Below are 12,841 nucleotides of genomic sequence, written 5' to 3'. Positions count from 1 at the left end.
GCCCCGCCCGGGGCACCGCCGCCCCGCCGGCGCGGTTTCGGCGCCACGCTGTGGCGCTGGACGAAGCGGCTCCTGGTGACGGGGCTCGTGCTCCTCGTGCTCCTCATCGCCGCGGGCGTGGCCACGTACACCTACTACAGCCGCGACCTGCCCTCCGTGGAGTCGCTGCGCGTCTACCTGCCGCCCCAGGTGACGAAGGTGACGTGCGCGGACGGCACCCTCTGCGCGGAGTTCGCGCTGGAGCGCCGCACGCTCATCCGCATCGAGGACCTGCCCGTCCACGTGCGCAACGCCTTCCTCGCCGCCGAGGACGCGGACTTCTACAAGCACGAGGGCCTGGACCCCTTCGGCATCCTGCGCGCGGTCGTGAAGAACCTCATCCCCGGCAGCCGCAAGTCCGGCGCGTCCACGCTCACGCAGCAGGTGGTGAAGAACATGCTGCTCACGCCCGAGCGCACCATCGGCCGCAAGATCCGTGAGTGGATCCTCACGCCGCGCCTGGAGCAGGCCCTCACCAAGGATCAGATCCTCAGCCTCTACATCAACGGCGTGTACTTCGGGCAGCGGCGCTACGGGCTGGAGGAGGCCTCGCTCTTCTACTTCGGCAAGCACGCGAAGGACCTGACGGTGGGCGAGGCCGCCGTGCTCGCGGGCACCGTGCAGCAGCCCCACCGCATCAACCCGGTGACGAACATCACCCGCGCCAAGCAGCGCCAGCGCTACGTGCTGGAGCAGATGGCCGGCCAGGGCTTCGTGCCGCGCGCGGTGGTGGACGCGGAGAAGGAGAAGCCCATCGTGCTCGCGCCGCGCAAGGCGCCCAGCGCGGGCGCGTACTACGCGGAGGAGATCCGCCGCACGCTCGTGGAGCGCTACGGCGAGAAGACCGTGATGGAGGGCGGCCTGCGCGTGGACATCGCGCTCGTGCCCCGGCTCCAGGCCGTAGCGGAGAAGGCCGTGCGTGACGGTCTGGAGGCGGTGGACCGGCGTCAGGGCTACCGCGGCGCCCAGGGCAAGCTGGACGAACAGACGTGGGCCCGCTACCGCGCGCTCATCGTCCAGCGCATCGAGGAGGCCGGCCGCCGGCAGAAGGACCAGGGCTATGTCGCGGACCTGGCGCCGCTCGCCCAGGTCCCCACCGCCGCGCCCACGCCCCAGGCCAAGGCGCTGACGCCCGAAGCCGAAGGCGCGGAGGAGCAGGCGCCGCCGGAGCTCGCCGCCGACAGCGAGGTCGAGGAAGCGCCCCAGTCCCCCGAGCGCGAGCGCGCCGGCCGCGTCATCCTCAAGCCGATGGAGGAGGGGCTGCGCCTGACCGGTTACGTCCTGGAGGTGGACCCCAAGCGCGACGTGGCCCGCGTGGACCTGGTGGGCCGCACCGCGGAGGTGTCCTTCGCGTCCGTCACCTGGGCGCGGCAGAAGGGCAAGAAGGCGCCCAAGGGCATCGCGGACGTGTTCACGCCCGGGGAGCTGGTATTCGTGCGCGTGCTCAAGGCGCCCCCGGCTCCGGCCTTCGTGGAGGCCACGTTGGATCAGGTGCCGCTGGTGCAGGGCGGCCTCGTGGTCATCAACCCCGCCAACCGCAACGTGGTGGCCATGGTGGGCGGCTACGACGCGGAGCGCTCCTCGTTCAACCGCGCCACGCAGGCGAAGCGGCAGCCGGGCTCGTCCTTCAAGCCCTTCATCTACGCCGCCGCGCTGGCGAGCGGCCGCTTCACGCCCCTGTCCACGGTGAACGACGCGCCGGAGACCATCCGCGACACGTACACGGGCAAGGCGTGGAAGCCGAAGAACTTCGACGGTCAGTTCGAAGGTCCCATGTCGATGCGCACGGCGCTCACCAAGTCGAAGAACACCGTGTCCGTGCGGCTCATCGAGGCCATCACGCCCGCGACCGCCATCGACTTCGCGCGCCGGGCGGGCATCCGTTCAGCGCTGCCGGAGAACCTCACGCTCGCGCTGGGCACCGGCGAGGTGACGATGCTGGAGGCCGTCAACGCGTACGCCACGCTCCAGTCCAACGGCCGCTACGCGGAGCCGCTGTCGCTGCTGCGCGTGCGCGACGCGAAGGGCACCGTGCTGGAGGAGCACCAGCCGGCCTTTGAAGAGACGCTGCCCCCGGCGGTGGCGTACCTGGCCACGTCGCTCATGCGCAGCGTGGTGGAGGAGGGCACGGCCAAGGCGGTGCGCGAGCTGAACCGGCCAGCCGCGGGCAAGACGGGCACCACCAACGAGTCCAAGGACACGTGGTTCTCCGGCTACACGATGGACTGGGTGGCCAGCGCGTGGGTGGGCTTCGATGACAACTCGCCCCTGGGCAGCAGCGAGACGGGCGGCCGGGCCGCGCTGCCCATCTGGCTCAACTTCATGCGCGTGGCCGAAGAGGGCCTGCCCGCGCGCGAGTTCGAGGTGCCCCCGGGCATCACGCAGGTGCGCATCGATCCGGCCACGGGCCTGCTCGCCGGCAACTCCGTCCCGGGCCGCCTGGAGCCGTTCCTGGAAGGCACCCAGCCCACCGCCGAGGCCCCGCCGCCCGGACAGGTGACGCCGGACAACTTCTTCATCGAGGAAGGTGGCAAGAAGGGCCTGTGAGTCGCTCGCTCCTGTCGCTGTTCCTCGCGCTCGTCTTCGCCCTGCCCTCCGGGGCCTCGGCGGCGGAAGGCGCGTCTCCTGCCACGGCCCGGCTGGCCCAGGCCGTGGCGGAGGCGATCCGCGCCGCGCCCGCGGAGGCGCCCGTCGCGGTGTCCCTGTCCGGAGGCTCCGCCGAGCTGCGCCGTGCCTTCGGGACGCTCTTGGCCTCCCGGCTCGCGGCGCAGCAGCTGGGGCCCGTGGTGTTGGAGGTCCCGCCCGAGCGCGCCGAGGCCACCGCCCGCGAACAGGGGGCCCGCTCGCTGGCGCGGCTCCGGTTGGACCTGGAGGGCGGCGAGCTGGTGGCCCGCGGTGACGTGCTGGGCACGTGGGTGAACTTCTGGTCCGGACGCACGCCCACGCGTCCGCCGAAGCCCGCCGCCGCCGTGGCCGTGGGCGTGGAGGCGGATGCCGCGGTGCTGGCGCTGGCCGCGGTGGGGACGCCGTCCACCGGGACACCGGGCCCCGGTTCTTCGCAGCAGAAGCGGCCCATCCGGTTGCTGGGCGCGGTGTTCGCGAGGCTGGAGACACCGCTGGCCGCGCTGGCCGCGGGCGACCTGGACGGGGACGGGCGCGACGAGGTGGCCGCGCTCACCGCACACGAGGTGGTGGTGTTCGGCGCGGATGGGCGGATCCTCGCGCGGCGGGAGCTGGAAGGGACGGCCGCGACGGCGACGACGCGCGAGCCCTTCGGCGCATTGGCCGTGCTCGTGGGGCCGCCGCGACTGGCCGCGTGGAGCACGCGGTACGCGCGGGGTGAGGTGCTCGTGCTGGACAGGGCGAAGGGGACGCTGCGCCCTTCGGGGACGCTGGAGGCCGCGCCGCTGGGGACGTCGGAGCGAGGGGCGTTCGTGCCGGGGCAGACGGTGTTCGCGCCCGAGGTGAAGTTGGCGGATGGGCGTGCGCTCACCGTGCCCGCGCCGTTCGGTGCGGCGAGCTTCGCGGCCCCCCGGATGTTGTTCGTCCACGCGGACGGCACGGCGTCGCTCTATGCGCGTCCGGCGTCCGCGCCCGCGCGGCTGTCGGGGCTGGGCGTGGGCAGCGCGCTGGGGGACCTGGATGGTGACGGGGCTCCGGAGCTGCTCACCACGTCGCCCCAGCTCCAGCCTTCACCGGAGGTGCTGCGCGTGCTGTCGTTGGCGACGGACGCGCCGATGGCGCACGAGCCCCTGTGGCAGGGCGCGCTTCCGGCGGGCCGGGCCTTGAACGTGGTGACGGCGGACCTGGACGGTGACAAGCGCCGCGAGGTCCTCGTGGGCTCCTGGAAGCCGGATGGCACGAGCGAGCTGTTCCTCCTGCGACAGGGTGCACCGTGATGATCCGCTCCGCCCTCGTGGGTTTCGTCCTCTTCGCCTCCGCGCCGACGCTGGCGGCCAGCCGTCCCCGCTACGGAGGTGAGCTGCGCGCGGCCCATGCGGGCCCGCCGGAGATTGGAGAGCCCGCGCTCGCCGACACGCCGATGGAGGCCGCGCTGCTGGGCCTGTTGACGCGGCCCGTGTGTCGCGTGGACGCCGACGGCCGGGCGCGTCCGACGCTGGCGCGCGAGCTGTCGCGTCCCCTGCCCCAGGCCGTGCGCGTGACGCTGCCCTCCGCCGCCAGCGCGACCGCGGTGGCCCGAGCGTGGACGCGGCTGTCGTCCCCGGAGGCGCCGTCTCCCTACCGCGCGCTGCTGTACCCGCTGCGGGGCGAGGGCCGGCAGGTGACGTCCTCGGGTGCCACGCTGGAGCTGGCGCTGGCCTTCCCGTGGCCGGACCTGGAGCGTTCGCTCTGTCACCCCGCCCTCGCGCCGCCGCCGTCCCCCGCGTCGGGCCCGTTCAGCTCCGCCGGGAGGGGCGTGCTGGAGGCGCAGCCCGCGTGGCCGGAGGGGCGGCCGTACCTGGACCGGCTGGCGCTCACGGCGACGGATGAGCGGGGCCTGACGCGGCTGTGGACGTCGCGGCAGGTGCAGGTGGAGCTGGGCACGCCCCCGGACAACGACACGCTCACGGGCGCGGCGCTGTACGCGACGTATCTGGCGTATTCGCCCCGGAAGGTGCCGCCGGACTTCCGTCAGGCCGTCGAGAGCGCCATCGACCGCGACGACCTCACGCGGCTGTTCGTGAAGGGGCCCGCCGTGTCGATGGCGAACCTGTTGCCGCCCGCGTTGTTGCCGCAGGGCCCCCGGGCCCGGCCCCAGGCCCCGCCCGCGGGCACGGCGCGCAAGGTGACGCTCGCCTACGACGCCGCGCTGGCGGATCAGCGCGCGGTGGCCGAGCGCATCCAGGTGAAGCTGCACGAGCAGGGCTACACCGTCGCGCTGGAGCCGCAGTCACGCGCCGCGCTGCGAAGCCGTCAGGCCCGGGGCGACTTCGAGTTGATGCTGAGCGCGCTCTTGCTGCCGCCCCTCCCCGGCCCCGCGCTGGCGGTGGTGCTGGAGGCGGGCGGACGGCGGGACCTGCTGGGCGTGGAGCTGCCCCCCATCGGAGCGCTGACGGACGCGGGGGCGCGCGATGCACGCAGCCGCGAGCGTGCACTGGCGCTGGCGCCATCCGTGCCGCTCATCCCGCTGTACGCGCAAGGCCTGGGAATGCGAGCGGCGCCGGAAGTGACGGGCCTGGTGCTGGATGCGCAAGGCCTCCCGGTGATGGAAGGCGCATGGCTCGCGCCCCCCGAGGCCTCCGGTGGTGGAGGCCGACCGTGAGCAGCGCGGAGTCGAACCGACGCAGAGCGGATGCCCACCAGGGAGCCGGCGCCATCACCTCGAAGGAAGAAGCCGCATGCGGCTGAGGACCCGGCTCGCGCTCGCCTTCGCCCTGCTCGCGCTGGTGCCGCTGGCGGTGGTGGTCCCCCTGACGCTGACGCGCCTGCGCGACACGCTGTCGCGCGAACTGGACGCGCGCATGACGGCCGCCACCGCCTCCGCGCAGGAGTCGCTGGAGCGCTCCGCCTCCAACGCGCGCCGCGCCGTGGAAGAACTCGTGGAGAGCCCCGCCATGGAGGACCTGGTGCGCGAGGCGCGCGACCGCCCCCTGCGCGCCATCCAGGCCGGCACCGCCGAAGGCCTCATGAAGAGCCGGGGCCTCACCGTCCTCACGCTGTTCGACCGCAACGGCACGGTGCTGTCCGCCGGACACCTGCCCGCCCGACGCGGCGACCCGGACGCCGTCCTCTTCGCCGTGACGAAGGAGAAGTCTCCCAGGCCCGTCCCGGTGCGCGTGGACGTGCGCGGCGACGCGGGCCTGCGACAGGTGCCCGCCCTCGTCACCGCGCGGCCCGTGGACTACGGCGACGTGCGCCTGTGGGCGGTGGGCGGCGTGGTGCTGGATGACGGCCTCGCCCAGCACCTGGCGCGCCTCACCCAGGCGGATGTGACACTCCTGTCCGGCGACTCGCAGGTGGCGCACGCGGGCAGCGCGGCCCCGCCCACCGTGGCGCGCGTGCTGCCCCTGGGCAACGCGGCCTCGGTGCGCCTCACGTTCAGCCGCGCCGCCGCGCGCGAGGCCGAAGAAGGCGTCATGCGCGCCTTCCTCCTCCTCGCGGCCCTGGGCCTCGCCTTCGCAGCGCTCCTGGGCATGCTCGTGTCGCGGTGGATGACGCGGCCGGTGGAGGCCCTCACCTCCGGCGCGCGCCGAGTGGCCGAAGGCGCGCTGGACGTCCAGGTGACGGCGCGGGCCTCCGGTGAGGTGGGCGAACTGGTCCGGACGTTCAACCACATGACGTCCGAGCTGAAGGCCACCACCGAACGGCTGATGGCCACGGAGCGCATCGCCGCGTGGCAGGAAGTGGCCCGCCGGCTGGCGCACGAAATCAAGAACCCCCTCACCCCCATCCGCATGTCGCTGGAGACGCTGCTCGCCGCGCACGAGGCGCGCCACCCCAGCTTCCCCACCCTCTTCAAGGAGAGCGCGGGCGTCATCCTGGAAGAGGTGGAGCGGCTTCGGCGCATCGTGGACGAGTTCAGCCGCTTCGCACGCCTGCCCAAGCCCCAGCTCGCCCCGGTGGACCTGGGAGAGCTGGCCCAGGGCGTGCTCTCCCTCTACGCCGCGCCGCCGGACGGCATCCAGTTGCTGCCCGCGCTCCAGACGGGCGTGGTGGCCCGAGCGGACCGCGACCAGCTCACCCAGGTGCTCGTCAACCTGGTGAAGAACGCGGAGGAGGCGATGACGGGCAAGGGCGGCGCCCTGCGCGTGCGCGTGAAGGGCACCGACGTGGACGCTGTCATCGAGGTGGAGGACGACGGGCCCGGCATCCCCGCCGAACACCGCGCCCGCATCTTCGAGCCCTACTTCACCACGAAGGACGGCGGCACCGGCCTGGGGCTGGCCATCGCCGCGCGCATCCTCCAGGAGCACGGAGGCCGGCTGGAGGTGGGCGGAGAGCCGGGCCACGGCGCCCGCTTCAGCGTCGTGCTCCCCCGCGCGAGCTGAGCGCGGACGCCCCCAGCAAGAAGGCCCGGCACCTCGCGAAGAGGTCCCGGGCCTTCGGGCACGACACGCTGTTCAACGACCGCCGGCCGTCAGTCCTTGACGGGCGTGGCCTTGAGGGCGGCCTTGCCCTCCTTCACGTAGACCTGGAAACGCACCGTCTTGCACGCGTACTTCGTGACGAGCTGCTCCTTGTTCTTGCGCAGCTTCTGCACGAACTTGTCGTACGTCAGGCCGTCCGCCGCCTCGCCGCAGCGCTCGCGCGTGGTGACGAACTCGCGGAAGACGTCCTGGAAGTGCTGCTCCTCCGACAGCGCCACCGCCGCGGCGCTGTTGCCGCCCGGCAGCGGAATCGCCTGGGACGCGTGCGAGCGCGGGGGCGGCATCGGGATGGCTTCCGACGTGGGCCGCGTGCTCGCCTGGAGCAACTCGCGCGGGATGGCCGCCACGCGCGTCGTCTCCGGGTTGGAGTCCGAGTCCTGCTCGGACGACTGCGCCGCAGCCAGCGCGAACGGATTGGCCGCCTGCTGGAGCGAGTACGCCGCCGTGGGCTGATCCTCGAAGGCGAACGCGCCATGGCGCGGGGCCGCCTGGGGGATGGGCTCGTTCGACGGGGGCGCATGGTCGAACGGCATCGGCGCGTTGTGCGCGTACGCCGGAGGCGGGGTGAAGGGCTCCGCGGCCGGCGGCGGATGGGCCGCGGGCGGCGACGGGAACGGGAACGACTCCGCCCCGGCGAACGGATCCGGAGCCTGCGAACCGTACGGGCTCGACAGCGGCATCGGCGCGGCGGCCGAAGGAGGCGGCATCGCGAACGGATCCGCGGCGGGAGGAGGCATCGCGAACGGATCCGCCTGGGCCCCCGCCGGGGGGAACGGGAACGCATCCGCGCTCCCGAACGGATCCGCGACAGGCTGGGCGGGCGGCGGCGCGACCGCGCTGAACGTCTTGGACACCGGCTCCTGCGACAGGGCCGCTCCGAACGGATTGGACAGCGGCTCCGAGGACGACCCGAACGAATCCGCCTGCGGCGCGGCGGCCGGAGAAGGCGCCGCGGCGGCCGGCGTGGACTGCGCCGCCATCGCCGCGGACCAGCCCAGCGTGTCGCCATTGCCCGCGGCGACGCTGTCGTCGGACGTCGAGCTGCGACCTCCGCCCATCAGCGCCGTCCACAGCAGGCTCAGCAGCAGCAGCCCCGCGAGTGCGAGCAGCGCGGTGTGCTGGTACGCCGCCAGCGGAGCCAGCGTCGCCGCCGTCCCCGCGATGGCCAGCACCTCGTACGGCGTGCCCTGCAGCGGCTGGCGGGCGCCCACGAACAGCGGGGCCTGCCCGCCCATCGCATCGCCGCTGGTGAACACCGGCAGCTGCACCGGGCCCAGCGCCTGGAGCGCACCCGTCTCCAGCACGGTGTCCTTCGCGCCCGCGGTCACCTTGGGCAGCGCACCTTCGAGCCGCGCCTTCTCCGCGCCCACGCCGCCCACCACCTTGTCGCCCTGCACGAGCCCCAGCGCGACCACGCCGGACGCGTCCAGCGCGCCCTGCAGCGCGGCGTCCGCGGCCAGGGGAGCGCCCACCACCAGCGTCACCGCCGGGGCCGGGGTCCGCTCGTCACTCCACGAAAGCGGCACGGCCGCGAAGACATGCGGCGCCCCGAAGGCGTCCACCACGGACGTGCCCGCCTTGGCGAGCGCCGGAACATCCAGCGCGGCGGCGTCGGAGGACGGCGCGGCGTCCGCGCGCGCGTGGAAGCTCGCGTCACCGGCCACCACCGCCAACACCGCGCCCTGCAACTCCTTGGGGAGCGCGGCCTGCGCGGCGGTGCGCAGGGCCCCGAAGCGCTCGGCCGTCAGCGGCAGCGGCCCGCTGGACTCCTCCGCGTCCCTTCCGCCGTTGCGGTCGCGCGGAGACTTCGGCGCCGCGGGGGCGGGACGCAGCGCGTTCACGGCGGCGGCCACGTCGGGAGCGCCGGCGATCTTCAGCGCCAGGGATTGGATTTCAGCGCGGCGCGCGTCCACGCGACGTGCGACTTCGCCCGTGCCCGAAGCGGCCTGGAGCGAGGCACCTTCCACCGCGCGAGCGCGCTGCGGCGCCGACAGCGTCGGGAGATGAGCCAGGCCCAGTCCGAGGACCAGGAGTGCGAACAGCAGGAACTTGAGGCGGACCATCGCCGTCCTTTAGCCCAAGGGTGAGGGGATCCGCTTATAGCGTCCACCTTCCAACCCCAGCAAGGAACTGGCCCGAAGGAACCCGGGGGCCGGATGCCTGGCTGGCATCCGGAATTCCCGGGCCCTTCGCTTTTCCACTTCACCCCGACGGCCCGGCAGGCCGCCTAGTAGTTGTTCGACGCGTCCGCGTTGAGGTCGTACGGCAGGCCGTTCGTCGCGACACTGCGACGCCGCTCCACCGCGCGCTTGATGGTCTTCTCCAACCGGTCACGCGTTGCGTCGATGGCCTGGAACAGCGTCTCCGCCGTCTCCGTCACGTGCACGGCCTCCAGCCCGGGCATGCGCACCGTCACCCGGCACTCCTTGTCCACGCCTCCCTTGGGCCCGTTGATGTCCACGAGCGCGATGTCGATTTCCGACGCCTCGTCCTCGGCGAACCGCTCGATATGGGCCACCAGGTGCTCGTCCACATACGCCTTGAGGTTGTCCGTCAGCCCCAGATGCACTCCACGCAACAACACCTTCATGGAATCACCTCCGGGCATGAAGATGGGCAGTGCTTCGTCCGTCCGTGAGGGGCTTTCGCAAGCCTTCCTGCCTGCCCTCCCCCGAAGCAGCCAGACGACCGTCGAGGCGTCCGGGGCACCCCGGACGAATCCCCCGGAGCACCGCGTTGCTCTAGTCGCATGGATGGCGAGCGAATCAAGGTCCTGCTGGTGGAGGACGACGGGGACAGCCGCGAGCTGCTGGCGGAGCTGTTGGAGGACGACTTCGACGTCACCACCGCCGCGGACGGCGTGGCGGGCCTGAAGGCGTTCGAAGACACCCACCCCGACGTCGTGGTCACAGACGAGTCCCTGCCAGGAATGAACGGCACGGAGCTGGCGCAACAGGTGAAGGAGCGTGAGCCCAATGCCCGGGTCGTCCTCGTGTCGGGCTATGCCCAGGTGGACGGCGCCGAGTACTGCGACGCGGTGCTGCGAAAGCCCATCGACGTGGAGCGCCTGAGCCGGATGGTGGGCGAGCTGGGAGACGCAGCGCGGCACTGACCCCGGCCCCCGGAATGAATTCGCACGGGGGCCGCCTGCCATCCGCGCGAAGCGTTCCTAACATTCCAGCCATCGCCCAGGAGGGCTCCATGAGGTACTGCGCTCGGTGTGGCTCGGAGTATCAGGACAGTGTCGTGGACTGCACGGATTGCCCCAACCACCCGCCGCTCGTGTCGGCGGAGGTGATGCGCGAGCGGAAGCTGCCCCTGCCGCACGAGCTGGATCAGCACCGGTTCGTGAGAGCGGGCGTCGCGGATGATCCCGTCACCGCCCAAATCTTCGTGGACGTGCTGGACGAGCAGCGCATCCCGCTCATCGTGCGTCCCGGACGCTCGGGCGTGGTGGATGAGCTGACCACCGGCAACCTGCTGCCCTGGTGGGAGATCCTGGTGCCGGACACCGACCAGGCGCGCGCCGCCGTCCTCCTGGAGGAGGTGAAGATTCAGGGGCTCGCCACGGCGGACGAAGCCGGACGCGCCGCCGAGGAAGAGGAGCGCGAAGGGGAGCTGGGCCACCCGCCAGCGGACTCCGCGCCCCCGGTCTTCTAGGCCCCCGGCCCGCTCAGGGCGTACCGGCGGCCGCGCTCTTTTCGGAGGGCGCGGGCTGGGCCGCGAACGAGGCAGGCGGACGCCGGGGCTCGAAGAGACTCACGCCCGTCACCTTCCACTTGTCGTAACGCGCGTTGCGGGCGAGGAACGTCTCCAGGTCCTCGTCCACCACGCGGTTGTAGGGCCCCTTCGACGCGTGGCGCAGGTACGTGCGCTTCTTCTTCTGCACCACGAAGCCCAGGTGCGTGACGCGGGTGGCCTTCAGGGGCAGGTCCTCGCGCAGCACGACGAGGATGGTGCCGGAGGCCACGTTGCGCGCGTGCGCGAGCACCTTCTCCAGCGGAATCATGTTGAGGGTGAAGGTGCCCAGGGGCTGGCGCTCGCGCGGCAGCTGCAGCGCCAGGGACGACTTCGACTGCCACGTATGCGGGGTCAGCGTCTTGGTGACGGCGACGACGTCGTCCTTCGCGTAGCGCCGCGTCACGTCCGCCAGCAGCCCCTTCTTGATGTTGTTGGGCAGCCACTGCGCTTCCATCAGGTGGTTGCGGTCCTCGTAGGCCGGCGTGTTCGCGTAGCGGATCCGCTCCAGCAGCGTGGGCACCTCCGGCTCGCCGCGGGCCAGGCCCAGCGCGAGCGTCTCCTCCACGAAGGTGAGGCAGTCCACCGCGTCCAGCCGGAACGGCGGATCCGGGTCCACGCCCTGCCCCTCGCCCAGGGGGGAGAGGACGTAGGGGGTGTTGAGGAACTTCTCGCTCATCCCCAGGAGACGCTCCGCGAGCGGCGTCTCCGCTTGATCCGCGATGAGCGCCGCGCGCTGCTCGGGCGTCAGGGGCTTCCAGCCATTCTCCCGCACGGGACCGGGCAGGGGAACCGGGGCCTGGGGCGCGGAGAGGGACGCCGGCACCGCGCTCGCCGGGGGCACGGGGGCCAGGCTCGCCGGGCTCGCCGAGGTCACCGGAGCCTGGGCCAGCAGGGCGAGGGCACAGAGGCCCGCGAGGCTCACGGCGCCACCCCCGCCTTGCGCAGGATGGCCTTGCGCCGGTCGTCCGCGAGTTGGAGCGTCTCCAGCTCCTTCTCGTAGGTGAGCTTCTCCTCGCCCTTCGCGTTCCAGGACGCCAGCACCAGCCAGTCCAGCGCGGCTGCGTCCCCGCCCTGGTACAGCACGCGCGCGGCGGTGGCGGCGAGGGTGCGGTCCGCGTCCTTCAGGAGCGGCGACAGCACGGGGCTGGCCTTCTTCGCCGGCACGCCCTCGAAGAGCGCGAGCCCCTGGCGGCGCACGAACTTGTCGGGGTTGCCCAGCAGCTTCTGAGCGAAGGCGAAGCCCTCCGGCGCGCCCAGCCGGCACAGCCCCCGGGCCGCGGCGAAGCGCGTGCTTTCGGAGTCGCTGTCCAGGTACGTCTTGAGCCCGGGCCGCTGCTTCGCGTCCCCGCACGCGCCCGCGGCCTCCAGCAGCGCCGCGCGCACCTCCAGGTCCTGCTCCGCCTTCGCGGCCGCCATCAGCGACCGGCCCATCTTCGGGTTGCGCGACGCGCCCAGGGCCCGCGCGGCCTCGCGGCGAACGCCGCTGCTCTTGTCCTCGAGGAGCGGCAGCACGGCGGCGGTGTTGCGGCTGCCCAGCTTCGCCAGCCCCTGCGCCGCGTACATGCGCACGGTGCTGTCGGCATCCGAGGCGAGCTTCACGAGTGTGCCTTCCCCCTCGCGCGCGCCGAGCGACGCCAGCAGCGAGGCGAGGTTCCTGCGCTTGCGCTCCTCGAACGTGTTGCGCAGCAGGGGGCCAATCTCCTCGGCCGCGTAGGACTCCTGGCGCAGGTAGCGCAGGCGCGAGGCGGCGGCGGGCACGGGGCCGCCTCTGGCCACCTGGGCGAGCACGGCGTCCGCCTCCGCGCGGCCCTGGGCCCGCTTTGACGCGGACGCGGGCCCGGCGAGGCCGCTCAGGGGCAGCAGGGCGGCCAGGAGCACGACGAGGAGCAGGGACGGGGCACGCGGAGCAGGCGGAGGACGCACGGGGGCGGAACGATGGCAAGCGGGCGGCCCGCCGTCAAAGTCCACCCCTC

General features: G+C 73.0%; 10 protein-coding genes. 6 read left to right on the top strand and 4 right to left on the bottom strand.

From position 1 onward, the window contains the following. From D7X12_RS32040 to D7X12_RS32025, 4 genes are all read left to right on the top strand, one after another. Nucleotides 1-2,586, top strand: a 2,586-nt coding sequence (locus D7X12_RS32040) for a penicillin-binding protein 1A (protein ID WP_244224908.1), incomplete at its 5' end; no start/stop codon positions are given. Further along, nucleotides 2,583-3,938: an FG-GAP repeat domain-containing protein gene (locus D7X12_RS32035; protein ID WP_120629033.1), complete on the top strand. Its 1,356-nt coding sequence runs from the start codon at nucleotides 2,583-2,585 to the stop codon at nucleotides 3,936-3,938. The genes D7X12_RS32040 and D7X12_RS32035, both read left to right, overlap by 4 nt. After that, complete coding sequence (locus D7X12_RS32030; protein ID WP_120629032.1) at nucleotides 3,935-5,302, top strand: ABC transporter substrate-binding protein; 1,368 nt, start codon at nucleotides 3,935-3,937, stop codon at nucleotides 5,300-5,302. Before D7X12_RS32035 ends, D7X12_RS32030 begins: the two co-directional genes overlap by 4 nt. A gap of 76 nt (nucleotides 5,303-5,378) precedes the next feature. Next, nucleotides 5,379-7,028: an ATP-binding protein gene (locus tag D7X12_RS32025; protein ID WP_120629031.1), complete on the top strand. Its 1,650-nt coding sequence runs from the start codon at nucleotides 5,379-5,381 to the stop codon at nucleotides 7,026-7,028. A gap of 89 nt (nucleotides 7,029-7,117) precedes the next feature. Here the strand turns inward: D7X12_RS32025 and D7X12_RS32020 are convergent, their stop codons facing one another. Next, complete coding sequence (locus D7X12_RS32020; protein ID WP_120629030.1) at nucleotides 7,118-9,190, bottom strand: MXAN_5187 family protein; 2,073 nt, start codon at nucleotides 9,188-9,190, stop codon at nucleotides 7,118-7,120. Between the two features lie 164 nt (nucleotides 9,191-9,354). Beyond that, nucleotides 9,355-9,717, bottom strand: a complete 363-nt coding sequence (gene hpf, locus D7X12_RS32015) for a ribosome hibernation-promoting factor, HPF/YfiA family (protein WP_120629029.1) — start codon at nucleotides 9,715-9,717, stop codon at nucleotides 9,355-9,357. Between the two features lie 159 nt (nucleotides 9,718-9,876). On the opposite strand from hpf, the gene D7X12_RS32010 reads away from it, so the two are divergent. Together D7X12_RS32010 and D7X12_RS32005 are read left to right on the top strand one after the other, a co-directional pair. After that, nucleotides 9,877-10,239 carry a response regulator gene (locus D7X12_RS32010; protein WP_120612850.1) on the top strand — a complete coding sequence of 121 codons (363 nt, stop codon included), beginning with the start codon at nucleotides 9,877-9,879 and terminating at the stop codon, nucleotides 10,237-10,239. An 89-nt stretch (nucleotides 10,240-10,328) separates the two neighbouring features. Beyond that, entirely contained in the window at nucleotides 10,329-10,787 is a 459-nt protein-coding gene (locus D7X12_RS32005) for a putative signal transducing protein (RefSeq protein WP_120629028.1), read from the top strand. A 13-nt stretch (nucleotides 10,788-10,800) separates the two neighbouring features. Here the strand turns inward: D7X12_RS32005 and D7X12_RS32000 are convergent, their stop codons facing one another. Together D7X12_RS32000 and D7X12_RS31995 are read right to left on the bottom strand one after the other, a co-directional pair. Then, nucleotides 10,801-11,790: an N-acetylmuramoyl-L-alanine amidase-like domain-containing protein gene (locus D7X12_RS32000; protein ID WP_208719407.1), complete on the bottom strand. Its 990-nt coding sequence runs from the start codon at nucleotides 11,788-11,790 to the stop codon at nucleotides 10,801-10,803. Continuing rightward, nucleotides 11,787-12,841, bottom strand: a 1,055-nt coding sequence (locus tag D7X12_RS31995; protein WP_439329407.1) for a HEAT repeat domain-containing protein, incomplete at its 5' end; no start/stop codon positions are given. The genes D7X12_RS32000 and D7X12_RS31995, both read right to left, overlap by 4 nt.

This window comes from Corallococcus sicarius (assembly GCF_003611735.1).
In the GTDB taxonomy this organism is placed as follows: domain Bacteria; phylum Myxococcota; class Myxococcia; order Myxococcales; family Myxococcaceae; genus Corallococcus; species Corallococcus sicarius.
Note: the sequence above shows the minus strand (reverse complement) of the source record. Positions and strands in the feature narration are given on the sequence as shown.

Bases quoted from the DNA above. Each gene is read 5' to 3' on its own strand.
- D7X12_RS32005 (WP_120629028.1), top strand. From the start codon at position 10,329: ATGAGGTACTGCGCTCGGTGTGGCTCGGAGTATCAGGACAGTGTCGTG.
- D7X12_RS32010 (WP_120612850.1), top strand. From the start codon at position 9,877: ATGGATGGCGAGCGAATCAAGGTCCTGCTGGTGGAGGACGACGGGGAC.
- hpf (WP_120629029.1), bottom strand. From the start codon at position 9,717: ATGAAGGTGTTGTTGCGTGGAGTGCATCTGGGGCTGACGGACAACCTC.
- D7X12_RS32020 (WP_120629030.1), bottom strand. From the start codon at position 9,190: ATGGTCCGCCTCAAGTTCCTGCTGTTCGCACTCCTGGTCCTCGGACTG.
- D7X12_RS32025 (WP_120629031.1), top strand. From the start codon at position 5,379: ATGCGGCTGAGGACCCGGCTCGCGCTCGCCTTCGCCCTGCTCGCGCTG.